General features: G+C 68.0%; 36 protein-coding genes. All 36 read left to right on the top strand.

The window, feature by feature from the left end; translation table 11 throughout:
* The first annotated feature begins 665 nt into the window (after positions 1–665).
* Complete coding sequence (rpsL, locus tag EAD98_RS06410) at positions 666–1,040, top strand: 30S ribosomal protein S12 (protein ID WP_014440718.1); 375 nt, start codon at positions 666–668, stop codon at positions 1,038–1,040.
* 1 nt (position 1,041) lies between these two features.
* Complete coding sequence (rpsG, locus tag EAD98_RS06405) at positions 1,042–1,512, top strand: 30S ribosomal protein S7 (protein ID WP_007465317.1); 471 nt, start codon at positions 1,042–1,044, stop codon at positions 1,510–1,512.
* A 74-nt stretch (positions 1,513–1,586) separates the two neighbouring features.
* On the top strand, positions 1,587–3,683 hold the full coding sequence (gene fusA / locus EAD98_RS06400; RefSeq protein ID WP_121653129.1) for an elongation factor G: 2,097 nt from the start codon (positions 1,587–1,589) through the stop codon (positions 3,681–3,683).
* 213 nt (positions 3,684–3,896) lie between these two features.
* Positions 3,897–5,090, top strand: a complete 1,194-nt coding sequence (tuf, locus tag EAD98_RS06395) for an elongation factor Tu (protein WP_121653128.1) — start codon at positions 3,897–3,899, stop codon at positions 5,088–5,090.
* A 351-nt stretch (positions 5,091–5,441) separates the two neighbouring features.
* Positions 5,442–5,750, top strand: coding sequence for a 30S ribosomal protein S10 (gene rpsJ, locus EAD98_RS06390; protein ID WP_007073037.1), 309 nt, complete (start codon positions 5,442–5,444; stop codon positions 5,748–5,750).
* Between the two features lie 11 nt (positions 5,751–5,761).
* On the top strand, positions 5,762–6,427 hold the full coding sequence (gene rplC, locus EAD98_RS06385) for a 50S ribosomal protein L3 (protein ID WP_121653127.1): 666 nt from the start codon (positions 5,762–5,764) through the stop codon (positions 6,425–6,427).
* Positions 6,424–7,074: a 50S ribosomal protein L4 gene (gene rplD / locus EAD98_RS06380; protein ID WP_053653946.1), complete on the top strand. Its 651-nt coding sequence runs from the start codon at positions 6,424–6,426 to the stop codon at positions 7,072–7,074. The genes rplC and rplD overlap by 4 nt, the downstream gene beginning before the upstream one ends.
* Complete coding sequence (gene rplW / locus EAD98_RS06375) at positions 7,071–7,373, top strand: 50S ribosomal protein L23 (protein WP_007465304.1); 303 nt, start codon at positions 7,071–7,073, stop codon at positions 7,371–7,373. The genes rplD and rplW overlap by 4 nt, the downstream gene beginning before the upstream one ends.
* A gap of 12 nt (positions 7,374–7,385) precedes the next feature.
* Entirely contained in the window at positions 7,386–8,225 is an 840-nt protein-coding gene (gene rplB, locus EAD98_RS06370) for a 50S ribosomal protein L2 (protein ID WP_053653944.1), read from the top strand.
* 12 nt (positions 8,226–8,237) lie between these two features.
* A complete protein-coding gene (rpsS, locus tag EAD98_RS06365; protein ID WP_007465299.1) occupies positions 8,238–8,519 on the top strand; it encodes a 30S ribosomal protein S19 in 282 nt (93 codons plus the stop codon).
* Positions 8,520–8,560: 41 nt separating this feature from the next.
* Positions 8,561–9,019 (top strand): 50S ribosomal protein L22, encoded by a 459-nt coding sequence (rplV, locus tag EAD98_RS06360; protein ID WP_089018943.1) that lies wholly within the window; start codon positions 8,561–8,563, stop codon positions 9,017–9,019.
* Entirely contained in the window at positions 9,019–9,888 is an 870-nt protein-coding gene (gene rpsC / locus EAD98_RS06355; protein ID WP_007465294.1) for a 30S ribosomal protein S3, read from the top strand. Before rplV ends, rpsC begins: the two co-directional genes overlap by 1 nt.
* 3 nt (positions 9,889–9,891) lie before the next feature.
* Complete coding sequence (gene rplP / locus EAD98_RS06350; protein ID WP_121653126.1) at positions 9,892–10,317, top strand: 50S ribosomal protein L16; 426 nt, start codon at positions 9,892–9,894, stop codon at positions 10,315–10,317.
* Positions 10,317–10,553: a 50S ribosomal protein L29 gene (gene rpmC, locus EAD98_RS06345; RefSeq protein WP_007465283.1), complete on the top strand. Its 237-nt coding sequence runs from the start codon at positions 10,317–10,319 to the stop codon at positions 10,551–10,553. Before rplP ends, rpmC begins: the two co-directional genes overlap by 1 nt.
* Entirely contained in the window at positions 10,550–10,828 is a 279-nt protein-coding gene (gene rpsQ, locus EAD98_RS06340) for a 30S ribosomal protein S17 (protein WP_089018945.1), read from the top strand. The genes rpmC and rpsQ overlap by 4 nt, the downstream gene beginning before the upstream one ends.
* A gap of 98 nt (positions 10,829–10,926) precedes the next feature.
* On the top strand, positions 10,927–11,295 hold the full coding sequence (rplN, locus tag EAD98_RS06335) for a 50S ribosomal protein L14 (protein WP_015619002.1): 369 nt from the start codon (positions 10,927–10,929) through the stop codon (positions 11,293–11,295).
* On the top strand, positions 11,292–11,612 hold the full coding sequence (gene rplX / locus EAD98_RS06330) for a 50S ribosomal protein L24 (RefSeq protein ID WP_007465276.1): 321 nt from the start codon (positions 11,292–11,294) through the stop codon (positions 11,610–11,612). Before rplN ends, rplX begins: the two co-directional genes overlap by 4 nt.
* Positions 11,612–12,178: a 50S ribosomal protein L5 gene (gene rplE / locus EAD98_RS06325; protein WP_074314595.1), complete on the top strand. Its 567-nt coding sequence runs from the start codon at positions 11,612–11,614 to the stop codon at positions 12,176–12,178. The genes rplX and rplE overlap by 1 nt, the downstream gene beginning before the upstream one ends.
* A 1-nt stretch (position 12,179) precedes the next feature.
* Positions 12,180–12,365, top strand: coding sequence for a type Z 30S ribosomal protein S14 (locus EAD98_RS06320; RefSeq protein ID WP_007465272.1), 186 nt, complete (start codon positions 12,180–12,182; stop codon positions 12,363–12,365).
* Between the two features lie 116 nt (positions 12,366–12,481).
* Positions 12,482–12,889 (top strand): 30S ribosomal protein S8, encoded by a 408-nt coding sequence (gene rpsH / locus EAD98_RS06315; protein WP_007465270.1) that lies wholly within the window; start codon positions 12,482–12,484, stop codon positions 12,887–12,889.
* A gap of 16 nt (positions 12,890–12,905) precedes the next feature.
* Positions 12,906–13,448 (top strand): 50S ribosomal protein L6, encoded by a 543-nt coding sequence (rplF, locus tag EAD98_RS06310; RefSeq protein ID WP_074314591.1) that lies wholly within the window; start codon positions 12,906–12,908, stop codon positions 13,446–13,448.
* Positions 13,445–13,834, top strand: a complete 390-nt coding sequence (gene rplR / locus EAD98_RS06305) for a 50S ribosomal protein L18 (RefSeq protein ID WP_030329901.1) — start codon at positions 13,445–13,447, stop codon at positions 13,832–13,834. The genes rplF and rplR overlap by 4 nt, the downstream gene beginning before the upstream one ends.
* A 33-nt stretch (positions 13,835–13,867) precedes the next feature.
* Positions 13,868–14,482, top strand: a complete 615-nt coding sequence (rpsE, locus tag EAD98_RS06300) for a 30S ribosomal protein S5 (RefSeq protein ID WP_074314587.1) — start codon at positions 13,868–13,870, stop codon at positions 14,480–14,482.
* Positions 14,482–14,664 (top strand): 50S ribosomal protein L30, encoded by a 183-nt coding sequence (rpmD, locus tag EAD98_RS06295; protein WP_074314584.1) that lies wholly within the window; start codon positions 14,482–14,484, stop codon positions 14,662–14,664. Before rpsE ends, rpmD begins: the two co-directional genes overlap by 1 nt.
* Positions 14,664–15,107, top strand: coding sequence for a 50S ribosomal protein L15 (rplO, locus tag EAD98_RS06290; RefSeq protein WP_030329906.1), 444 nt, complete (start codon positions 14,664–14,666; stop codon positions 15,105–15,107). Before rpmD ends, rplO begins: the two co-directional genes overlap by 1 nt.
* A 233-nt stretch (positions 15,108–15,340) precedes the next feature.
* On the top strand, positions 15,341–16,669 hold the full coding sequence (gene secY / locus EAD98_RS06285) for a preprotein translocase subunit SecY (protein ID WP_121653125.1): 1,329 nt from the start codon (positions 15,341–15,343) through the stop codon (positions 16,667–16,669).
* On the top strand, positions 16,670–17,323 hold the full coding sequence (locus tag EAD98_RS06280; protein ID WP_007465256.1) for an adenylate kinase: 654 nt from the start codon (positions 16,670–16,672) through the stop codon (positions 17,321–17,323).
* Positions 17,324–17,410: 87 nt separating this feature from the next.
* Positions 17,411–18,262: a type I methionyl aminopeptidase gene (gene map, locus EAD98_RS06275; protein WP_121653124.1), complete on the top strand. Its 852-nt coding sequence runs from the start codon at positions 17,411–17,413 to the stop codon at positions 18,260–18,262.
* A gap of 341 nt (positions 18,263–18,603) precedes the next feature.
* Entirely contained in the window at positions 18,604–19,194 is a 591-nt protein-coding gene (locus EAD98_RS06270; protein WP_121653123.1) for a DUF1707 domain-containing protein, read from the top strand.
* A 276-nt stretch (positions 19,195–19,470) separates the two neighbouring features.
* Positions 19,471–19,692, top strand: a complete 222-nt coding sequence (gene infA / locus EAD98_RS06265) for a translation initiation factor IF-1 (protein WP_007073013.1) — start codon at positions 19,471–19,473, stop codon at positions 19,690–19,692.
* 91 nt (positions 19,693–19,783) lie between these two features.
* A complete protein-coding gene (gene rpmJ / locus EAD98_RS06260) occupies positions 19,784–19,897 on the top strand; it encodes a 50S ribosomal protein L36 (protein WP_012184307.1) in 114 nt (37 codons plus the stop codon).
* 263 nt (positions 19,898–20,160) lie between these two features.
* Entirely contained in the window at positions 20,161–20,541 is a 381-nt protein-coding gene (rpsM, locus tag EAD98_RS06255; RefSeq protein ID WP_007465236.1) for a 30S ribosomal protein S13, read from the top strand.
* Positions 20,542–20,658: 117 nt separating this feature from the next.
* On the top strand, positions 20,659–21,066 hold the full coding sequence (rpsK, locus tag EAD98_RS06250; protein WP_007073011.1) for a 30S ribosomal protein S11: 408 nt from the start codon (positions 20,659–20,661) through the stop codon (positions 21,064–21,066).
* 13 nt (positions 21,067–21,079) lie between these two features.
* Positions 21,080–21,706, top strand: a complete 627-nt coding sequence (gene rpsD / locus EAD98_RS06245) for a 30S ribosomal protein S4 (protein WP_121653122.1) — start codon at positions 21,080–21,082, stop codon at positions 21,704–21,706.
* Between the two features lie 99 nt (positions 21,707–21,805).
* Positions 21,806–22,828, top strand: coding sequence for a DNA-directed RNA polymerase subunit alpha (locus tag EAD98_RS06240; protein ID WP_074314574.1), 1,023 nt, complete (start codon positions 21,806–21,808; stop codon positions 22,826–22,828).
* A gap of 34 nt (positions 22,829–22,862) precedes the next feature.
* The gene (rplQ, locus tag EAD98_RS06235) at positions 22,863–23,423 is read left to right on the top strand and encodes a 50S ribosomal protein L17 (protein ID WP_121653121.1); all 561 of its coding nucleotides are present in this window, start codon (positions 22,863–22,865) and stop codon (positions 23,421–23,423) included.
* Position 23,424: the final 1 nt, after the last annotated feature.

Genomic DNA, 23,424 nt, shown 5'->3' with positions numbered 1-23,424 from the left:
GTGAAGCGGACCGCGGCCGGCCCAGCCGCCCGCGGTCCGCTTCACCGGCCGGGGCCTGGCGATCGCGGGGATCAGCTGTGGGGCGGCGGGTGCGGTGCTGAGCCTGCTGGGTCTGGGCCTGGCGCTGGTGATCTCCCTGGCGTGAGGCCGGTCACGTCCCGTCGGGCGTCCGCCCCGGTCGACGCGGGGCGCGCGCGGGGCGGTCAGCCCTCGCCCCGGGGGCGACGGGTGGTCTTCCGGAGAAGCCGGTACACTTGTATCCGTAGGTGCCCATCGCGGGCGACGGGGCGGGACGAGATCCGGCCGGCGGGTGTGAGACGTTCGCCGGGCCATTCCGTTTTGACCTGGGCGGCTGTGGTAGGTACTCTTTCCCCTTGTGCCCGGGCATGCCCGGGCAACTCGTGCGTGCGCTGGATCCGGAGTACGGACGGCGGCACGACAAGCCAAAGATCCGGGGCGGGGCGACCCGCGTGCCGGTGACAGAACCCCGGTACGTCCGCGCAAGCGTCCGCACCGGGACCGTGAGTTGGGCGACACGCCCGACCGCGGGTGCCGGGACCTCCGCAAGGTGGCCCTGGTCGGAATGTAGGAGAGCCGGTCATCAGGCCGGCTAACGAGCAGACGGCGCGGCCGCAGGATGCGGCCGAAGGGAGCGGAGAAACCCGGTGCCCACGATCCAGCAGCTGGTCCGAAAGGGCCGTCAGGCTAAGACGAGCAAGACGAAGACCCCGGCGCTGAAGGGTTCCCCTCAGCGGCGCGGCGTGTGCACCCGCGTGTACACCACCACCCCGAAGAAGCCGAACTCGGCGCTGCGCAAGGTCGCTCGTGTGAAGCTCAGCAGCCAGATCGAGGTGACCGCCTACATCCCCGGCGTCGGTCACAACCTGCAGGAGCACTCGATCGTGCTCGTTCGCGGCGGCCGGGTGAAGGACCTCCCCGGCGTGCGTTACAAGATCGTCCGCGGCTCGCTGGACACCCAGGGTGTCCGCAACCGCAAGCAGGCGCGCAGCCGTTACGGCGCGAAGAAGGAGAAGAGCTGACATGCCGCGTAAGGGACCCGCTCCGCGGCGGCCGCTGGTCGCTGACCCGGTGTACAACTCGCCGCTGGTCACCCAGCTGGTGAACAAGATCCTGCTCCGCGGCAAGCGTCAGCTCGCCGAGTCCATCGTGTACGCGGCCCTCGAGGGCTGCCGCGAGAAGTCCGGCACCGACCCGGTCGTCACCCTCAAGCGGGCGATGGACAACGTCAAGCCGACCCTCGAGGTGCGTAGCCGTCGTGTCGGTGGCGCCACCTACCAGGTCCCGGTCGAGGTTCGCCCCACCCGGGCGACCACCCTGGGTCTGCGCTGGCTGGTCACGTACTCCCGCGCCCGGCGCGAGAAGACCATGGTCGAGCGGCTGATGAACGAGCTGCTGGACGCGAGCAACGGCCTCGGTGCCGCCGTCAAGCGGCGCGAGGACACGCACAAGATGGCCGAGTCCAACAAGGCCTTCGCGCACTACCGCTGGTAACACCCTGGTTCCGGCGCCCTCGGGCGCCGGAACCGCCACCAGTTGAGTCGAGACGACGATAAGTAGGGATTGAAGTGGCCGCCGCAGACGCGCTCGCCAACGTACGCAACATCGGCATCATGGCGCACATCGATGCCGGTAAGACCACGACCACCGAGCGGATCCTGTTCTACACCGGCATCACGTACAAGATCGGTGAGGTCCACGAGGGCGCTGCCGTCATGGACTGGATGGAGCAGGAGCAGGAGCGTGGTATCACCATCACCTCCGCTGCCACCAAGTGTGAGTGGAAGGGCCACACGATCCAGATCATCGACACGCCTGGCCACGTCGACTTCACGGTCGAGGTCGAGCGGTCGCTGCGGGTGCTGGATGGTGCGGTCGCGGTCTACGACGGTGTCGCCGGCGTGGAGCCGCAGACGGAGAACGTCTGGCGGCAGGCCGACAAGTACAACGTCCCGCGGATGTGCTTCGTCAACAAGCTCGACCGGACCGGCGCCGACTTCTTCCGCTGCGTGCAGATGATGATCGACCGGCTCAACGCCACCCCGCTGGTGCTCCAGATCCCGATCGGGCTCGAGGGTGACCACATCGGTGTCGTCGACCTGATCGGCATGCGCGCCCTCACCTGGCGCGGGGAAACCCAGAAGGGTGAGGACTACGCGATCGAGGAGATCCCGGCCGAGCTGGCCGACTCCGCGGCCGAGTGGCGCGAGAAGCTGATGGAGACCCTGGCCGACGTCGACGACGCGGTGATGGAGAAGTACCTGGAAGGCGACGAGGTCTCCCAGGAGGAGATCAAGGCCGCCATCCGGCGCGCCACCATCGCGGGCAAGGCGAACCCGGTGCTCTGCGGCTCGGCGTTCAAGAACAAGGGCGTCCAGCCGATGCTCGACGCCGTGGTCGACTTCCTGCCGTCGCCGCTGGACGTTCCGGCGATCGAGGGCACGGCCACCGACGGCGAGACGCCGCTGCTGCGCAAGCCCTCCAAGTCGGAGCCCTTCTCGGGCCTGGCGTTCAAGATCCAGACCGACAAGCACCTTGGCAAGCTGACCTACGTCCGGGTCTACTCCGGCGTGGTCGAGACCGGCACCCAGGTGGTCAACTCCACCAAGGACCGCAAGGAGCGGATCGGCAAGATCTACCAGATGCACGCCAACAAGCGGGAAGAGCGCGGCTCGGCCCAGGCTGGCGACATCATCGCGGTGCAGGGTCTCAAGCAGACCACCACCGGTGACACCCTGTCCGACCCGGCGAACCCGGTCATCCTCGAGTCGATGACCTTCCCCGAGCCGGTCATCGAGGTGGCCATCGAGCCGAAGACCAAGGCCGACCAGGAGAAGCTCAGCACCGCCATCCAGCGGCTGGCCGAGGAGGACCCGACCTTCCGCGTCAAGCTGGACGAGGAGACCGGTCAGACGGTCATCTCCGGCATGGGCGAGCTGCACCTGGACATCCTGGTCGACCGGATGCGCCGCGAGTTCAACGTCGAGGCCAACATCGGCAAGCCGCAGGTGGCGTACCGCGAGACCATCCGTCGCAAGGTGGACAAGGTCGAGTACACCCACAAGAAGCAGACCGGTGGTTCCGGCCAGTACGCCCGCGTCATCGTGAGCGTCGAGCCGCTGCCGCTGGACAACGACTCGCCGACCTACGAGTTCGCCAACGCCGTCAGCGGTGGCCGCATCCCCCGGGAGTTCATCCCGTCGGTGGACGCGGGCGCCCAGGACGCGATGCAGTACGGCATTCTCGCCGGCTTCCCGCTGGTCGGTGTCAAGCTGACCCTGCTGGACGGCCAGTACCACGAGGTCGACTCGTCGGAAATGGCATTCAAGATCGCCGGCTCGATGGTGATGAAGGACGCGGCCCGCAAGGCCGACCCGGCGTTGCTCGAGCCGATGATGGCCGTTGAGGTCACCACTCCTGAGGAGAACATGGGTGACGTCATCGGCGACCTCAACTCCCGCCGCGGCCTGATCCAGGCGATGGAGGAGCGCAGTGGCGCCCGCATCGTCAAGGCTCTGGTGCCGTTGTCGGAGATGTTCGGCTACGTCGGCGACCTGCGGTCGAAGACCCAGGGCCGGGCTAGCTACAGCATGCAGTTCGACTCCTACGCCGAGGTTCCGCAGAGCGTCGCGAAGGAGATCATCGCCAAGGCAACGGGCGAGTAACGTCCCCGAGCAGGTGATTCGTGGTCGGTCGCGGGAGGGTTCACCCGCCCGCGGCCACCACGATCGGGTTGCGTGAGACCGGGCCTGTAGGCTTCATCGCCGCAGAACCCACAAAAGCTCTCCGGCCGTCAGGCCGGAAAGGCTGTCGACAGAGTCCTAAGCGCCGACCGGCGCGCCGGGCGTACGAACCAAGAAGTCCACAGGAGGACACCAGTGGCGAAGGCGAAGTTCGAGCGGACTAAGCCGCACGTCAACATCGGCACCATTGGTCACATCGACCACGGTAAGACGACGCTGACGGCGGCCATCACCAAGGTCCTGCACGACCAGTACCCGGACCTGAACCCTTACACGCCGTTCGACGAGATCGACAAGGCGCCGGAGGAGAAGGCCCGCGGCATCACGATCTCGATCGCGCACGTCGAGTACCAGACCGAGGCGCGGCACTACGCGCACGTCGACTGCCCCGGCCACGCGGACTACATCAAGAACATGATCACCGGTGCCGCGCAGATGGACGGCGCGATCCTGGTGGTCGCGGCGACCGACGGCCCGATGCCGCAGACCCGCGAGCACGTGCTGCTGGCCCGTCAGGTCGGTGTGCCGTACATCGTCGTGGCGCTCAACAAGAGCGACATGGTCGACGACGAGGAGCTCCTGGAGCTCGTCGAGCTCGAGGTCCGCGAGCTGCTCTCCTCGCAGGAGTACCCGGGTGACGACCTGCCGGTCGTGCGGGTTTCGGCGCTGAAGGCCCTCGAGGGTGACCCCGAGTGGACCGGCAAGCTCCTGGACCTGATGACCGCGGTCGACACCGCGATCCCGCAGCCGGAGCGCGAGACCGAGAAGCCGTTCCTCATGCCGATCGAGGACGTCTTCACGATCACCGGTCGTGGCACCGTCGTCACCGGTCGCGCCGAGCGCGGCATCCTCAAGCCGAACGAGGAGGTGGAGATCGTCGGTATCCGCGAGAAGTCGCAGAAGACGGTCTGCACCGGCATCGAGATGTTCCGCAAGCTGCTCGACGAGGCCCGCGCGGGCGAGAACGTCGGTCTGCTGCTGCGTGGCATCAAGCGCGAGGACGTCGAGCGCGGCATGGTGGTCGTCAAGCCGGGCACCACGACCCCGCACACGGAGTTCGAGGCGACGGTCTACATCCTCTCCAAGGAGGAGGGCGGCCGGCACACCCCGTTCTTCCAGAACTACCGTCCGCAGTTCTACTTCCGGACCACGGACGTCACCGGTGTCGTCACCCTCCCCGAGGGCACCGAGATGGTCATGCCGGGTGACAACACCACCATGACGGTGAAGCTGATCCAGCCCATCGCCATGGAGGAGAACCTCAAGTTCGCGATCCGCGAGGGTGGCCGCACCGTCGGCGCCGGGTTCGTCACCAAGATCATCAAGTGAGCTAGGTAACCCCGATTAGACCCGCCGCCGGTCGTGCGGCATACTAGTCAGGTTGCGTAACGACAGTTCGTCGCCTGTGTTCGGCTTTCGCTGAACCTCCGGGTGACGGGACAGTCGAGCGTAGGGTGGTTGGCGGCCTCGCCGCCAACCACCCTCGCACGGCGTTCAGGTCGCGGTAATTGCGATCGGCGCCTTGACCCACCGCGCGGTCAGGACCGTTCTGGAGTCCCAGGGCGGAGCCCGGCCCGAGGGCGCGACACGCCCGACCGCGGGGGTCGGCGAAGTGGGCCTGTGCCAGCCGGTACAGGCGCCCGCAACACAGCGGCATCGAGAGAAGGAACAGAAGCCACCATGGCGGGACAGAAGATCCGCATCCGGCTCAAGGCCTATGACCACGAGGTCGTCGACTCCTCGGCTCGGAAGATCGTCGAGACGGTGACGCGCACCGGGGCGCAGGTCGCGGGCCCGGTGCCGCTGCCCACGGAGATCAACCGTTTCTGCGTTATCCGCTCGCCGCACAAGTACAAGGACTCGCGCGAGCACTTCGAGATGCGCACGCACAAGCGGCTGATCGACATCATCGACCCGACCCCGAAGACGGTCGACTCGCTCATGCGCCTCGACCTGCCGGCTGGCGTCGACATCGAGATCAAGCTGTAGGGACCGGACAAATGGACAGGCAAGTCAAGGGGATCCTGGGCGCCAAGCTCGGCATGACCCAGGTCTGGGACAACAACCGTGTTGTTCCCGTGACCGTGGTCGAGGCCGGCCCGTGCGTCATCAGCCAGGTTCGTAGCGCCGAGAAGGACGGTTACTCCGCGGTCCAGCTGGCGTACGGCACCATCGACCCGCGCAAGGTCAAGAAGCCGATCAGCGGGCACTACGCGAAGGCGGACGTGGCGCCGCGCCGGCACATCGTCGAGCTGCGCACCACGGACGCGGGGGAGTACTCGCTCGGCCAGGAGGTCACGGTCGAGGAGTTCCCGCCCGGCGTCTCGATCGACGTCACTGGCAAGACCAAGGGCAAGGGTTACGCCGGCCCGATGAAGCGGCACGGCTTCCACGGTCTGCGCGCCAGCCACGGTGTCGAGCGCAAGCACCGCTCGCCCGGTTCCATCGGCGCCTGCGCCACTCCGGGTCGTGTCTTCAAGGGCACCCGGATGGCCGGCCGGATGGGTGGCGTGCGGTACACCGTGCAGAACCTCACCGTCCAGGCGGTCGACACCGAGAACAACCTGCTGCTCGTCCGGGGTGCCATTCCTGGTCCCAAGGGCGCGCTCGTTCTGGTCCGTACCGCGGCCAAGAGCAAGGTGAAGAAGGGCGGTGCGGCCAAGTGACCACCGTTGACGTGCGCACCGTCGAAGGCAGCACCAGCGGCTCCGTCGAGCTGCCGGCTGACATCTTCGACGTGCAGGCCAACGTCGCGCTGATGCACCAGGTCGTGGTGGCCCAGCTCGCGGCGGCCCGACAGGGCACGCACAAGACCAAGACCCGCGGCGAGGTCGCCGGCGGCGGCAAGAAGCCGTACAAGCAGAAGGGCACCGGTCGCGCCCGGCAGGGCTCGATCCGCGCGCCGCAGTTCGCCGGCGGTGGCGTGGTGCACGGTCCCGTGCCGCGCGACTACAGCCAGCGGACCCCGAAGAAGATGAAGGCCGCCGCGCTGCGGGGTGCCCTCTCCGACCGGGCCCGCGCCGGGCAGGTGCACGTCGTCGAGGCTTTCGTCTCGGGCGAGAAGCCGTCGACCAAGGCGGCCCTGGCCACGCTGACCAAGCTCACCGAGGCCCGTCGGGTCCTGGTCGTGCTGAGCAGCACCGACGAGCTGAACTGGGTGTCGCTGCGCAACGAGCCGCGGGTGCACCTGATCGAGTCCGGCCAGCTCAACACGTATGACGTGCTGGTGGCCGACGACGTGGTCTTCACCAAGGACGCGCTGGACGAGTTCCTGGGCGTTCCGGCCGAGACCACCGAGGAGGGTGGCAAGTGAGCACGATCGCCGACCCGCGCGACATCATCGTGGCGCCGGTCGTCTCGGAGAAGAGCTACAGCGAGCTGAACCGGAACTGGTACACCTTCCTGGTGCACCCGGACGCGAACAAGACCGAGATCAAGATCGCTATCCAGCAGATCTTCAACGTCCGCGTCCTGACGGTCAACACGCTCAACCGCCAGGGCAAGCGCAAGCGCACCAAGACCGGCTTCGGTCAGCGCAAGGCGACCAAGCGGGCGATCGTGAAGCTGGCTGACGGTGACCGCATCGAGGCCTTCGGCGGCCCGGTCAGCTGAGGGGTGTAGACAATGGCTATCCGTAAGTACAAGCCGACGACGCCGGGCCGACGTGGCTCCAGTGTCGCCGACTTCGCCGAGATCACCCGGTCCACGCCGGAGAAGTCGCTGCTGGCTCCGCTGCCGAAGAAGGGCGGGCGTAACGCCCACGGCCGGATCACCACGCGGCACCACGGTGGCGGTCACAAGCGCCAGTACCGTCTGATCGACTTCAAGCGGGTCGACAAGGACGGCGTGCCGGCGAAGGTCGCTCACATCGAGTACGACCCGAACCGCACGGCGCGCATCGCGCTGCTGCACTACGCCGACGGCGAGAAGCGGTACATCCTCGCGCCGAAGGACATGAAGCAGGGCGACCGCGTCGAGTCCGGCCCGGGCGCCGACATCAAGCCGGGTAACAACCTGCCGCTGCGCAACATCCCGGTCGGTACCACGATCCACAACGTGGAGCTGCGTCCGGGTGGCGGGGCCAAGCTGGCCCGTTCCGCCGGCGTCGGCATCCAGCTGCTCGGCCGTGAGGGCGCGTACGCGACCCTGCGTATGCCGTCCGGCGAGATCCGGCGGGTCGACGTGCGCTGCCGCGCCAGCGTCGGCGAGATCGGCAACGCCGATCAGTCGAACATCAACTGGGGTAAGGCCGGCCGTATGCGGTGGAAGGGCAAGCGCCCGACCGTCCGTGGTGTCGCCATGAACCCGGTCGACCACCCGCACGGTGGTGGTGAGGGTAAGACCTCCGGTGGTCGCCACCCGGTCAACCCGCAGGGTAAGCCCGAGGGCCGCACCCGCCGTAAGGGCCAGCCGAGTGACCGGCTGATCGTCCGCCGTCGCTACGCCACGCGTAAGCGCGGCTGAGGGAGATAAGACATGCCTCGCAGCCTGAAGAAGGGCCCGTTCGTAGACGACCACCTGCTCAAGAAGGTGGAAGTTCAGAACGACAAGGGCTCCAAGAACGTGATCAAGACCTGGTCGCGGCGCTCGACGATCATCCCCGAGATGCTGGGGCACACGATCGCCGTGCACGACGGACGCAAGCACGTCCCGGTGTTCGTGACCGAGGCGATGGTCGGGCACAAGCTCGGCGAGTTCGCGCTGACCCGCACGTTCAAGGGTCACGAGAAGGACGACCGGAAGAGCCGTCGGCGCTGACGCCGCGGGCATACGGATAGAGGGAACAAGGGGTTACAGCGATGCCAGGAAAGGGCGACGCTCCGGTGCTTCCGGGCGCGCGGGCGGTTGCGCGGCACGTGCGCATCTCGCCGATGAAGGCGCGCCGGGTGGTCAACCTCGTCCGCGGCCTGCCCGCGAAGGAGGCTCTCACGGTGCTGCAGTTCGCGCCGCAGGCTGCGAGCGAGCAGGTGTACAAGGTGCTCGCCAGCGCGATCGCCAACGCGGAGAACAACGAGCGGCTGGACCCCGACGCGCTGCTCGTGAGCGAGGCGTTCGTGGATGAGGGCCCGACGATGAAGCGGTTCCAGCCGCGGGCGCAGGGCCGGGCGTACCGGATCCGCAAGCGCACCTGCCACATCACCGTGGCGGTCGAGGCGGTCGCGCCGGCAGCGCCGAGGAAGGCCGCGGCGAAGAAGGCCGCCCCGGCCACGCAGGCCGCACCGGCCGAAGCGCAGAGCAAGACGGAGGACGCCGAGTAATGGGTCAGAAGGTTCACCCCACTGGGTTCCGGCTCGGCATCTCGACCGACTGGAAGTCCCGCTGGTTCGCGGACAAGCTCTACAAGGACTACATCGGCGAGGATGTCAAGATCCGCCGCATGATGTCCAAGGGCCTCGAGCGCGCCGGCATCTCCAAGGTCGACATCGAGCGCACCCGCGACCGGGTCCGCGTCGACATCCACACCGCCCGGCCGGGCATCGTCATCGGCCGTAAGGGTGCGGAGGCCGACCGGATCCGCGGCGAGCTCGAGAAGCTCACCGGCAAGCAGGTGCAGCTGAACATCATCGAGGTGAAGAACCCCGAGTCGGACGCACAGCTCGTCGCGCAGGGCGTGGCCGAGCAGCTGTCCAGCCGGGTCAGCTTCCGTCGGGCGATGCGCAAGGCCATGCAGTCGGCGATGAAGAACCCGGTCTGCAAGGGCATCCGCGTGCAGGTCTCGGGTCGTCTCGGCGGCGCCGAGATGAGCCGTACCGAGTTCTACCGTGAGGGCCGGGTTCCGCTGCACACGCTGCGGGCCAACATCGAGTACGGCTTCTTCGAGGCGCGTACCACGTTCGGTCGGATCGGCGTGAAGGTCTGGATCTACAAGGGCGACGCCGTCCCGGGCCGGGAGGCTCCGGCCGAGGCCGGTCCGTCCCGTCCGCGTCGTGGTGAGCGTGGCGACCGTCCCGAGCGTCCGCGCCGTGGCCGGTCGGGTTCGTCCGGCACGACGGCTGGTGGCACCGAGGCTGGCCGTGCTGCTGCGACCACCATCGCGCAGCAGGCCGAGACGCCGAGCGGCGAGCCGGTGGACAGCGCAGCTGTCGCCGCCGCGGCTGCTCCGGCAGAAACGCAGCAGGAGGGCTGACAGATGCTGATGCCGCGCAAGCCCCCGAAGGGCTTCCGCAAGCCGCACCACCCGGACCGCAGTGGCGCGTCCAAGGGTGGTAACCGGGTGGTGTTCGGCGAGTTCGGGATCCAGGCTCTCGAGCCGGCGTACGTGACCAACCGCCAGATCGAGTCGGCGCGTATCGCGATGACCCGGCACATCAAGCGTGGTGGCAAGGTCTGGATCACGATCTTCCCGGACCAGGCCCTCACCAAGAAGCCGGCCGAAACGCGGATGGGTTCCGGTAAGGGCTCGCCCGAGTGGTGGGTCTCCAACGTCAAGCCGGGGCGGATTCTCTTCGAGATGTCCTTCCCCAACGAGCAGATCGCGCGAGAGGCGATGCGTCGCGCGATCCACAAGCTCCCGATGAAGTGCCGCATTGTTACGCGCGAAGTGGGTGAATCCTGATGGCAGCGGGCGTTAAGGCGACCGAGCTGCGTGAGCTCTCCGAAGAGGAGCTGGTCACGAAGCTGCGGGAGGCCAAGGCGGAGCTGTTCAACCTCCGCGTGCAGGCCGCAACCGGGCAGCTGGACAACAACCGGCGGCTGCAGGTCATCCGTCGGGAGATCGCCCGGATCTACACGATCATGCGTGAGCGTGAGCTGGGGCTCTCGGCCGCGCCGACTGAGGTGACTGCATCATGACCGACGAGAACACGACCGCCACCGTGCGGGCTCGCCGCAAGGTCCGTGAGGGCCTCGTGGTCAGCGACAAGATGGACAAGACCGTCGTGGTCGAGGTCGAGGACCGGGTTCGGCACGCGCTGTACGGCAAGATCATGCGTCGTACGAGCAAGCTGAAGGTGCACGACGAGCAGAACGCCGCTGGCACCGGCGACCGGGTCCTGATCATGGAGACCCGGCCGTTGAGCGCCACCAAGCGTTGGCGGATCGTGGAGATCCTGGAAAAGGCCAAGTAGCGAAGGCTCGAGCTCGCCCGGCGTTGCGTCGGGCGTTGGTTCCGCCAGGCTCCGGCCGTCCTCGGCGGCCGGAGAACCGGCAGACATAGGAGATAGACGTGATTCAGCAGGAGTCGCGACTGCGCGTCGCCGACAACACGGGTGCTCGGGAGATCCTGTGCATCCGGGTTCTCGGTGGCTCCGGTCGGCGCTACGCGAGCATCGGCGACGTCATCGTGGCCACCGTCAAGGACGCGATCCCGGGTGCCGGTGTCAAGAAGGGCGACGTCGTCAAGGCGGTCATCGTCCGCACCGCCAAGGAGAAGCGGCGGCCGGACGGCTCATACATCCGCTTCGACGAGAACGCCGCCGTCATCATCAAGGACGGTGGGGACCCGCGCGGTACCCGCATCTTCGGCCCGGTGGGCCGGGAGCTGCGGGACAAGCGGTTCATGAAGATTATTTCCCTCGCGCCGGAGGTGTTGTGACCGTGAAGGTCAAGAAGGGCGACACGGTCGTCGTCATCGCCGGCAAGGACAAGGGTGCCAAGGGCAAGGTCATCGCGGCCTACCCGCGGCAGGACAAGGTCCTGGTCGAGGGCGTGAACCGGGTCAAGAAGCACACCCGCATCAGCACCACCCAGCGTGGCGCCAAGACCGGCGGCATCGTCACCCAGGAGGCCCCGATCCACGTCTCGAACGTGCAGGTCCTGGACTCCGACGGCAAGCCGACGCGCGTCGGTTACCGGATCGACGACAACGGCCAGAAGGTCCGCATCGCGCGTAGCACCGGTAAGGACCTGTGATGACCACGGCTACCGAAAAGACCATGCCGCGCCTCAAGGAGCGGTACCGCAACGAGATCGTGGCCCAGCTGCGTGAGCAGCACAGCTACGGCAACCCCATGCAGGTGCCGCGGCTGGTCAAGATCGTCGTCAACATGGGTGTCGGCGAGGCTGCTCGCGACGCCAAGCTGATCGACGGCGCGGTCCGCGACCTCGCCACGATCACCGGCCAGAAGCCGCAGGTGCGGCGGGCGACCAAGTCCATCGCGCAGTTCAAGCTCCGCGAGGGCATGCCGATCGGCGCGAAGGTCACCCTTCGCGGCGACCGGATGTGGGAGTTCCTGGACCGGCTGCTGTCCATCGCGCTGCCGCGTATCCGCGACTTCCGCGGTCTCGACGGGCGCAAGCTCGACGGGCACGGCAACTACACGTTCGGTCTGACCGAACAGTCGGTGTTCCACGAGATCGACCAGGACCGGATCGATCGCCAGCGGGGCATGGACATCACGGTGGTCACGACCGCCACGACCGACGACGAGGGCCGGGCGCTGCTCAAGCTCCTGGGCTTCCCGTTCAAGGAGAACTGAGATGGCCAAGAAGGCGCTGATCATCAAGGCGGCCGCGAAGCCGAAGTTCTCGGTTCGCGCGTACACCCGCTGCCAGCGGTGCGGGCGCCCGAAGGCGGTCTACCGCAAGTTCGGGCTCTGCCGGGTGTGCATCCGGGAGATGGCCCACCGCGGTGAGCTGCCGGGTGTGTCCAAGGCTTCCTGGTAAGGGCGACCGCGTCCCGGCTGTCGGCCGGGAACTCCTGCACCGATTAGGTATTGCTCTTCGCCGTAGGCCCGGGGCCGATGCCCCGGGAACCCCGGCGAGAAAGGCTGACGAAATCCATGACGATGACCGACCCGATCGCAGACATGCTCACGCGTCTGCGTAACGCCAACCAGGCGTACCACGATCAGGTGAAGATGCCCTACTCCAAGATCAAGGCGAACATCGCCGAGGTCCTGAAGGCCGAGGGTTACATCGCCACCTGGTCGGTCGAGGAGCCCGAGGAGGGTGCCGTCGGCAAGCGACTGGTCGTCGAGCTGAAGTACGGCCAGAACCGCGAGCGGAGCCTGGCCGGCATCAAGCGCGTGTCCAAGCCCGGTCTCCGGGTGTACGCCAAGTCGGACGGGCTCCCCCGGGTGCTCGGTGGGCTGGGCGTGGCGATCATTTCGACGTCCCAGGGGCTGCTCACCGACCGGCAGGCCCGCAAGCGGAGTGTTGGCGGGGAAGTCCTCGCCTTCGTCTGGTAACGGGAGACAGGTAGAAATGTCGCGAATTGGACGTAAGTCGATCCCGGTACCAGCCGGCGTCGACATCACGATCGACGGGCAGACCGTCAAGGTCAAGGGCCCGAAGGGCCAGCTCCAGCACACCCTCGCCGAGCCGATCACGATCGAGCGGGCCGAGGACGGGCAGCTGAGCGTCAACCGCCCGAACGACGAGCGCAAGGCCAAGGAACTGCACGGCCTGAGCCGTACGCTGGTAGCCAACATGATCGTTGGCGTGACCGAGGGCTACCGCAAGAGCCTGGAGATCGCCGGCACCGGTTACCGGGTCACCGCCAAGGGCACGGACCTCGAGTTCGCGCTCGGGTTCTCGCACCCGGTGCTGGTTCCCGCGCCGGCGGGCATCACCTTCACGGTGGAGCGGCCGACCCTCTTCCACGTGGCTGGCATCGACAAGCAGCAGGTCGGTGAGGTTGCCGCCAACATTCGGAAGATCCGCCCGCCGGAGCCCTACAAGGGCAAGGGTGTCAAGTACCAGGGCGAGGTCATCCGCCGCAAGGCCGGAAAGGCAGGTAAGAAGTGAGCGCCACGCTGCTCAAGCGCCGCCGCGGCGTCGCCGCCAAGCGCGCCGTTGGGCGTGCGCGTCGGCACTTCCGCGTCCGCAAGAACGTCAGCGGTACGGCCGAGCGTCCGCGCCTGGTCGTCACCCGTTCGCTGCGGCACATGGTCGCCCAGATCGTCGACGACACCAAGGGTCACACCCTGGCGTCGGCGTCGACCCTGGACGCCTCGCTGCGCGGTGCGGAGGGCGACAAGAGCGCCCTCGCCGGCAAGGTGGGCGCGCTGCTCGCCGAGCGGGCCAAGGCCGCCGGCGTCTCCAAGGTCGTCTTCGACCGCGGCGGTAACCGGTACGCGGGGCGAGTCGCCGCGCTTGCCGACGCCGCCCGCGAAGCCGGGCTCGAGTTCTAACAACCCCGTCACGAGAGATAAGGAAGGCTGCTGATGCCAGGTCAACAGCGCCGTGGCGGCGGGTCCGGTGGCAACGAGGGTGGTCGCCGCGACAACCGCCGTGAGGGCGGCCGCGGAAACGCGCCCGTCGAGAAGACCCCGCACCTCGAGCGGGTCGTCGCGATCAACCGCGTCGCCAAGGTCGTGAAGGGTGGTCGTCGCTTCAGCTTCACCGCCCTGGTGATCGTTGGTGACGGCGACGGCACGGTCGGCGTGGGCTACGGAAAGGCCAAGGAGGTGCCCGCGGCGATCGCCAAGGGTGTCGAGGAGGCCAAGAAGCACTTCTTCAAGGTCCCGCGGATCGGCCAGTCGATCCCGCACCCGGTGACGGGTGAGGACGCCGCTGGTGTGGTGCTGCTCAAGCCGGCCTCCGCCGGTACGGGTGTCATCGCCGGTGGTCCGGTGCGCGCCGTGCTGGAGTGCGCCGGTATCCACGACGTGCTCTCCAAGAGCCTCGGCTCGTCGAACCCGATCAACATCGTGCACGCCACCGTGGCGGCCCTGAAGGGGCTTGAGTCCCCCGAGCAGGTCGCGGCGCGTCGTGGTCTGCCGGTGGAGGACGTCGCGCCGGCCGCCATGCTGGCGTCGCGTGCGGGGGTGGCGCACTGATGGCACGTCTGAAGGTCACCCAGGTCCGATCCGGCATCGGGACCAAGCAGAACCAGCGTGATTCGCTGCGTTCGCTCGGTCTCAAGCGGATCAACGACGTGGTGGTCAAGGAGGACCGGCCCGAGATCCGCGGCATGATCTTCACTGTGAACCACCTCGTGAAGGTCGAGGAGGTCGAGTAATGACGATCAAGGTGCACCACCTGCGCCCGGCGCCCGGTTCCAAGACCGCGAAGACCCGTGTGGGTCGCGGTGAGGGTTCCAAGGGCAAGACCGCTGGTCGCGGTACCAAGGGTTCCAAGGCCCGCAAGAACATCTCGGCGGCGTTCGAGGGTGGGCAGATGCCCATCCACATGCGCCTGCCGAAGATGAAGGGCTTCAAGAACAAGTTCAAGGTGGTCTTCCAGGTGGTCAACCTGGACCGACTCGCCGAGCTGTTCCCGAACGGCGGCCAGGTCGGCCCGCTGGAGCTGGTCGAGTCCGGCGCGGTCCGCAAGGGTCACCCGGTCAAGGTCCTCGGCACCGGGGATCTCGGCGGGGTGGCGCTCCAGGTGTCGGCGCACGCGTTCAGTGCGTCGGCCAAGGAGAAGATCGCCGCCGCCGGTGGCTCCGTCACCGAGCTGTAAGGCGTACGACCCATGGCGCCCGTCCAGTTGTGACCAACTGGCGGGCGCCATGGTCTGCCTGGGGCGTATGCGCCCGGTAATATCGGAATCGGTTTATGTAGCCGGGCGCATCTGCCCGGACCGGGATGGGGCTGTTAGAGTCCCATCCCAGCCATGGATTCCGGGCGCTCGCCCGGGATCCACCCCGACCCGCCAGGGATCACCGGCGGCCCGCCTCGCGCAGGAGGAAGAAGTTGCTGTCCGCCTTTCTCAGTGCGTTTCGTACGCCTGACCTGCGCAAGAAGCTGCTGTTCACAGTAGGCATCATCGCGGTCTACCGGCTGGGTGCCACGCTCCCCAGCCCGGGCGTCTCGTACGGCAACGTGCAGAAGTGCCTCGACACCATCCAGGGTGACACCACCGGGGTGGTGAACCTTCTCAACCTCTTCTCCGGCGGAGCGCTGCTACAGCTCTCGGTCTTCGCGCTGGGCATCATGCCCTACATCACCGCGTCGATCATCCTGCAGCTGCTGACCGTCGTGATCCCGCGGCTGGAGCAGCTCCGCAAGGAGGGCCAGGCCGGCCAGGCGAAGATCACCCAGTACACCCGCTATCTGACCCTCGGTCTCGGTGTGCTCCAGGCTTCGGCGTTCGTGGCGCTGGCCCGCTCGGGCCAGCTCTTCCAGAACCGCTGCGACCAGTTCCCGATCATCCCCACCGGCACCGGCATCCCGGACTGGCTGACCCTGACCATCCTGGTGATGACCATGACCGCCGGCACCGGCATGGTCATGTGGCTCGGTGAGCTGATCACCGACCGGGGCGTCGGCAACGGCATGTCCGTCCTGATCTTCACCTCGATCGCTGCGCGGCTGCCCAGCGAGGGCTGGCAGATCAAGACCAGCAAGGGCTGGGACATGTTCGCCCTGGTCATCGCGCTGGTCCTGGTGGTCATCACCGCGGTCACCTTCATCGAGCAGGCGCAGCGCCGCATCCCGGTGCAGTACGCCAAGCGGATGATCGGCCGGCGGATGTACGGCGGCACGTCGACCTACATCCCGCTCAAGGTCAACCAGGCCGGTGTGATCCCGGTCATCTTCGGCTCGTCGCTGCTCTACCTGCCGCAGCTGGCGCTGCAGTTCTTCGACCAGACCGACCCGGGCAAGACCCAGGCCTGGATCCAGAACAACCTGGTCAACCCGAGCAGCCCGATCTACATCGCGGTCTACTTCCTGCTGATCATCTTCTTCACGTACTTCTACGTCTCGATCACGTTCAACCCGACCGAGGTCGCGGACAACATGAAGAAGTACGGCGGGTTCGTGCCGGGTATCCGCCCGGGCAAGCCGACGGCCGACTACCTGGACTTCATCCTCAGCCGGATCACCCTGCCGGGCGCGCTCTACCTCGGCGTGATCTCGATCCTGCCGAACTTCTTCTTCATCTGGCTGGACAACCAGCAGTACCAGAACTTCCCGTTCGGCGGCACCGCTGTGCTCATCATGGTCGGCGTCGGTCTGGAGACCGTGAAGCAGATCGAGAGCCAACTCATGCAGCGGAACTACGAAGGGTTCCTGCGGTAGATGAGACTCGTTCTGGTTGGCCCGCCGGGCGCGGGCAAGGGCACGCAGGCCGAGTTCGTCGCCGCGCACCTGTCGGTGCCCAAGATTTCGACCGGGGACATCTTCCGGTCGAACGTCACCCAGGGCACGCCGTTGGGTGTCGAGGCGAAGCGGTACATGGACGCCGGCGAGCTGGTCCCGGACGAGGTCACCATCAACATGGTCCGGGACCGGCTGGCGGAGCCCGACGCCAGCGAGGGGTTCCTGCTCGACGGCTTCCCGCGGACCACTCCGCAGGCCGCCGCACTGGACAAGCTCCTTGCCGACCTGGGCACCGCTCTGGATCTGGTCCTGGAGCTGGTGGTCGACGACGACGAGGTGATCCGGCGGCTCTCCGGCCGGCGCACCTGCCGCGGCTGCGGCAAGATCTGGCACGTCGAGTTCGACGCCACCACCCGGCCCGGCATCTGTGACCGGTGTGGCGCCGAGCTGTTCCAGCGCGACGACGACAAGCCGGAGACCATCGCCACGCGGCTGCGCGAATACAGCGAGAAGACCGCTCCACTGGTCGACTACTACGGCGCCCAGGGCAAGCTGGTCGGGATCGACGCGACCGGCCCGGTGGAGGACGTCACCACCCGGGCCATAGACGCGCTGCGGTCGTACGGCGGCTGAGGTCCGGCCGGGCCACGGCGGATAGAGTGCGGTCAGCGGGGTACGTCCGACGTGCCCCGCTGATCGGCAACGAAAGGTAATCGCTCCATGCGTCGTCCCCAGCTGGACATCCAGCTGAAGACCCCTGACCAGATCGAGAAGATGCGGGCCGCCGGGCTGGTGGTGGCCGAAGCGCTGCGCCGGATGCGCGAAGCGGTGGCGCCCGGTGTGAGCACCGCCGACCTGGATGCCATCGCCGAGTCGACCATCCGCGAGGCGGGTGGCGTCCCGTCGTTCAAGGGTTACCACGGCTTTCCCGCGTCGATCTGCTCCTCGGTGAACGAGCAGATCGTGCACGCCATCCCCTCGCCAAAGCAGGTGCTGCGGGACGGCGATCTGATCTCCATCGACTGCGGTGCGGTGCTGAACGGGTGGCATGGCGACTCCGCGATCACCGTCGGGGTGGGTGACGTCGACCCGGCGCTGCTCAAGATGGCCGAGGTCGCCGAGGACGCGATGTGGGCCGGCATCGCCGCCGCCGCGCGTGGCTCGGCCAGCGGCAAGGGCCGGCTCACCGACATCTCGCACGCCGTGGAGAGCGCGGTCCGCAAGGGCGGCCGGTACGGCATCGTCGACGGCTACGGCGGGCACGGCATCGGCACGGAGATGCACCAGGACCCGCACGTGCTCAACCACGGCCGGCCCGGCAAGGGCCCCCGGCTGGTCCCCGGCATGGCGCTGGCCATCGAGCCGATGATCACGATGGCGTCGCCGCGTACGGTCGAGCTGGCCGACGGCTGGACGGTCGTCACCCGGGACGGGTCGGTGGCGGCGCACGTCGAGCATTCGATGGCGCTGTTGCCGGACGGCGTCTGGGTGCTCACCGCGTTCGACGGCGGCCGGGCCCGACTCGGCGATCTGGTCACCGCGCGGCAGCCGGCCGCCTCGACCGCGTCCTGACCGCCCCGAGCGCATAACCCGGCGGCCTGGTCCTGGCGGTCCGGCCGGGAGCGCGGCGGGCCCGGCGGCCCGGTTCCGGCGGACCGGCCGGGAGCGCGGCGGGCCCGGCGGCCTGGTCTCGGGCGGTCCCGCCGGGGGCGCGGCGGCACCGGTCGACCCATCCCGGATGTGATTCCAGCCACCCGGATGGGAGCGCGCGGGAGGACCGGTCGACCGCGGCGGGCGATGTCCCGGCTCGGACGGGGGAGCGCCGGCGGGCCGCGACCACAGCGGGCCGACCCGGGTGGATCAAGGGGCGATCGGTCCGACGCCACTGGCGTGACGGTGGCATGCTTGCCGGCATGAACGGGCGCGACGGGATGCGAGCCGCGGACTCGGACCGTGAGGCGGTTGCCGATCGGCTGCGGGTGGCCCTCGGCGAGGGCCGACTGGACCTGCACGAGTACGACGAGCGGTTGCAGCGGGCCTACGCCGCGCGCACCTACGCCGAGCTGGACGCCCTGCTGACCGATCTGCCACCGGTAGCGCCCCCGGAGCACTCGACGCTGGCGCCGGTCACCGCGCCGGCCGCCGGGCCGCTGGACGGCGCTGTGGCCGGCCGTCCCGTCGCGGCGGCCGGTGGGGTCACGGCGCGCTGGCTGGCCGAGGTGTGGCTGCCGTACCTGCAGGTGATCGCCATCGTGGTGACCATCTGGGCGGTGACCTCGCTGCTCAGCCGGGACCTGCTCTACTTCTGGCCGGCCTGGGTGGCCGGTCCGTGGGGCGCGGTGCTGGTGGTCCGCACGGTCACCGGGCTGGCCGGGGGAGAGCCCCGGCGCCAGGCGATCGAGCGGCAACGCCGGCGGGAGCGCAAGCGGGCGAAGCGGGAACGGCGGCGGGAGTTGCGCGCCGGTGAACCAGACGAACGGGACGAGCCGCGCCCGGCGGGCTGACCCGCGGGCGGGCGAGCCGGCGTCGACGGAGATCATCGGGAGCCCGGCCCGGGGGAGCGGCACCCGACACAGCGTGCGGTGGGTGGCCGGTTTGGCGACCACGCGCAGGCCGGCGTACACTTTCTGATCGGCGCACAGCGTCCACTCCGGCATGCCCACCCTGCGCTTCGGTGGGAGCTGGAGCCGCGGCTGGCGCGGGCTTTCTGATCTTGGTCAGTTACCCGTGTAAGGCGTTGTGGGCCGCCCGGAGCAATCGACGTCAGGACAGCGGAGGACATGCCGAAAAAAGACGGAGCCATTGAGATCGAGGGTCGGGTCATCGAGCCCCTGCCGAACGCCATGTTCCGGGTGGAGCTCGCGAACGGCCACAAGGTGCTGGCTCACATCAGCGGCAAGATGCGGCAGCACTACATCCGCATCCTGCCGGAGGACCGGGTCGTCGTCGAACTCTCGCCGTACGACCTGACCCGCGGGCGCATCGTCTACCGCTACAAGTAGTCCTGACGACGGCCGGGAAGTCCCGTGTCCGTCTTCGACGTCCGGTCTCGCGCTTCGCGCGTCCCCGGGCCAGATGGGAAGTAAGGCAACCGTGAAGGTCAAGCCGAGCGTCAAGAGGATCTGCAACAAGTGCCGGGTGATCCGCCGGCACGGCCGGGTCATGGTCATCTGCACCGACCCGCGCCACAAGCAGCGCCAGGGCTGATTCAGCCCATCCGGCCGAACGCGGCCGGATGGTGTTGGCCCGGGCAGATCCCCAGCGACACACAACACACATGCTCGTCCCAGCCACGAGCGGTACGCGAGACGTACTCCTGCGTGGCTGACCCCCGGTCGGAGGCCGGGGCCCGCTTGGGCAGCGACCGATCCCGGTCGCCGGCGCTGACAGCGTCGGAAAGACGGGACGGCCGGTAGCGGGGTGGGACGGGTCCACACCTCCGCCACACATCACGAGGAGTACGCCCGCACATGGCACGTCTAGTCGGCGTGGACCTCCCCCGCGAGAAGCGGATGGAGATCGCGCTCACCTACATCTTCGGGGTCGGTCGTACCCGCGCCCTGGAGACACTCGCCGCCACCGGCATCTCGCCGGACAAGCGCGCTCGGGACCTCACGGACGAGGAGCTCGTGCAGCTCCGCGACCACATCGAGGGCAACTACAAGGTTGAAGGCGACCTGCGCCGCGAGGTCGCCGCTGACATCCGCCGCAAGGTTGAGATCGGCTGCTACGCCGGCATCCGGCACCGCCGGGGCCTGCCCGTGCGTGGCCAGCGGACCAAGACCAACGCCCGGACCCGGAAGGGCCCGAAGCGGACCGTCGCCGGCAAGAAGAAGCCCGGCAAGAAGTAATTCTTAAACCGGAATTCTGGTCGCTCTCCGCCGATGTAGGCCGGGCTCCAACCGGAACCGGTGTCTACGTAATCAACGGGGCGACAAGCCAGAACCCATTCAGGAGCGCACAGACTTATGCCACCGAAGGCTCGTGCCGGAGCCGCTGTAAAGAAGGTCCGGCGCAAGGAACGCAAGAACGTCGCCCACGGGCAGGCGCACATCAAGAGCACGTTCAACAACACCATCGTGTCCATCACGGACCCGACCGGTGCGGTCATCTCCTGGGCCTCCGCTGGCCAGGTGGGCTTCAAGGGCTCCCGCAAGTCGACTCCGTTCGCCGCGCAGCTGGCCGCCGAGGCCGCCGCGCGTCGGGCCATGGAGCACGGCATGCGCAAGGTCGACGTGTTTGTCAAGGGCCCCGGCTCCGGCCGGGAGACCGCCATCCGTTCGCTGCAGGCCGTGGGCCTCGAGGTCGGGCAGATCTCCGACGTCACCCCGCAGCCGCACAACGGATGCCGTCCGCCGAAGCGTCGCCGGGTCTGAGAGGTAGAGAGAGATGGCTCGTTACACCGGTGCTGACTGCCGCCGTTGCCGGCGGGAGAAGATGAAGCTGTTCCTCAAGGGCAGCAAGTGCGATGGTCCGAAGTGCCCGTTCGAGTCCCGGCCGTTCCCGCCCGGGCAGCACGGCCGCGGCCGCACCAAGGAGACGGAGTACCTGCTCCAGCTCCGTGAGAAGCAGAAGGCCCGCCGCGTCTACGGCGTGCTGGAGAAGCAGTTCCGCGGTTACTACGAGGAAGCCGTTGGCAAGCAGGCCAAGACCGGTGAGGTCCTCCTGCAGATCCTCGAGTCGCGGCTTGACAACGTCGTTTACCGGGCCGGCTACGCCCACTCGCGGGACATGGCCCGCCAGCTGGTGAAGCACGGTCACTTCACGGTGAACGGCAAGAAGGTCGACATCCCGTCGTACCGCGTCAAGGAGCACGACATCATCGAGGTCCGGGGCAAGAGCAAGGAGCTCACCCCGTTCGTCGTGGCGCAGGCTCAGGCGGGCTCGCGCGCGGTCCCGGCCTGGCTCGAGGCCATCCCCAGCCAGATGAAGATCCTGGTGCACTCGCTCCCGGCCCGGCAGGTCATCGACACGCAGGTCCAGGAGCAGCTGATCGTCGAGCTCTACTCCAAGTAGTCAGAGCTCGTTGCGGTGGCCCGCCCTCCAGGGCGGGCCACCGGAACAGTTTGTGTCGTGGGCGTCAAATAGCGGGCGCCCCGGAAGAGAAGAGAAGACATGCTCATCAGCCAGCGACCGTCCCTCTCTGAGGAGTCGATCAGCGAGACCCGCTCCCGGTTCGCCATCGAGCCGCTCGAGCCGGGCTTCGGCTACACCCTGGGCAACTCGCTGCGGCGCACGCTGCTGTCGTCGATCCCGGGCGCGGCGGTGACGTCGATCAAGATCGACGGCGTGCTGCACGAGTTCACCACGATCCCCGGTGTCAAGGAGGACGTGGTCGAGCTCGTCATGAACATCAAGGAGCTCACGGTCAGCTCCGAGCACGACGAGCCGGTCAGCATGTACCTGCGCAAGCAGGGCCCGGGCGACGTGACCGCGGGTGACATCCAGCCCCCGGCCGGCGTCTCGGTGCACAACCCGGATCTGAAGCTCGCCACCCTCAACGGCAAGGGTCGGCTCGACATGGAGCTGACCGTCGAGCGGGGCCGGGGTTACGTGACGGCGGCGCAGAACAAGCAGTCCGGCGCCGAGATCGGCCGTATCCCGGTCGACTCGATCTACTCGCCGGTGCTGAAGGTGACCTACCGCGTCGAGGCGACCCGCGTCGAGCAGCGGACCGACTTCGACCGGCTGATCATCGACGTCGAGACCAAGCCGTCGATGGGCCCGCGTACCGCGCTGGCCTCCGCCGGTTCGACGCTGGTGGAGCTGTTCGGTCTGGCCCGGGAGCTGGACGAGACCGCCGAGGGTATCGACATCGGGCCGTCCCCGCAGGACGCCCAGCTGGCGGCGGACCTCGCCCTGCCGATCGAGGAGCTGGACCTCACCGTTCGCTCCTACAACTGCCTCAAGCGCGAGGGCATCAACACCGTTGGTGAGCTCATCGGGCGTACCGAGGCCGACCTCCTCGACATCCGCAACTTCGGTCAGAAGTCGATCGACGAGGTCAAGATGAAGCTCGCCGGGATGGGTCTCGGGCTGAAGGACTCGGCCCCGAACTTCGACCCGGCGCACGTCGTGGACACCTTCGGCGAGGCCGACTACGACACCGACGACTACCGCGAGACCGAGCAGCTCTAGTCCGCGCTGCCGCCACAACTGAGGAGCACCAAGCATGCCCACGCCCACCAAGGGCCCCCGCCTCGGCGGCAGCCCCGCGCACGAGCGGCTGATGCTGGCCAACCTGGCCACCGCGCTGTTCCAGCACGGCAAGATCAAGACCACCGAGACGAAGGCCCGGCGGCTACGTCCGCTGGCCGAGCAGCTCATCACCAAGGCCAAGCGCGGTGACCTGGCCGCACGGCGGCGGGTGCTGGGCGTGGTCAAGGACAAGGACGTTGTCTACGCCCTGTTCGACCAGATCGCGCCCCGGTACGCCAACCGCCCCGGCGGTTACACCCGGATCGTGAAGACCGGTCCGCGCAAGGGTGACAACGCGCCGATGGTGGTCATCGAGCTGGTGGAGGAGCTTCAGGTCGCCGAGCCGAAGGCGAACAAGAAGACCGCCGCCCGCAAGGCCGCGCAGCAGGACAAGGTCGAGGCGCTCGCCCCGGCGGAGGAGGCCCCGCGGTCGGAGAACTCCGACCAGGATGCGGAGCCGCCGGTCTCGGCGTCCGGCGACACCGCCGAGTCGCGCGAGGACAGCGACCTCGCCACCGAGGAGAACAAGGCCTGAT

Origin of the sequence: Micromonospora sp. CV4, from assembly GCF_003667455.1 — a bacterium.
Taxonomy (GTDB): domain Bacteria; phylum Actinomycetota; class Actinomycetes; order Mycobacteriales; family Micromonosporaceae; genus Micromonospora.
Note: the sequence above shows the minus strand (reverse complement) of the source record. Positions and strands in the feature narration are given on the sequence as shown.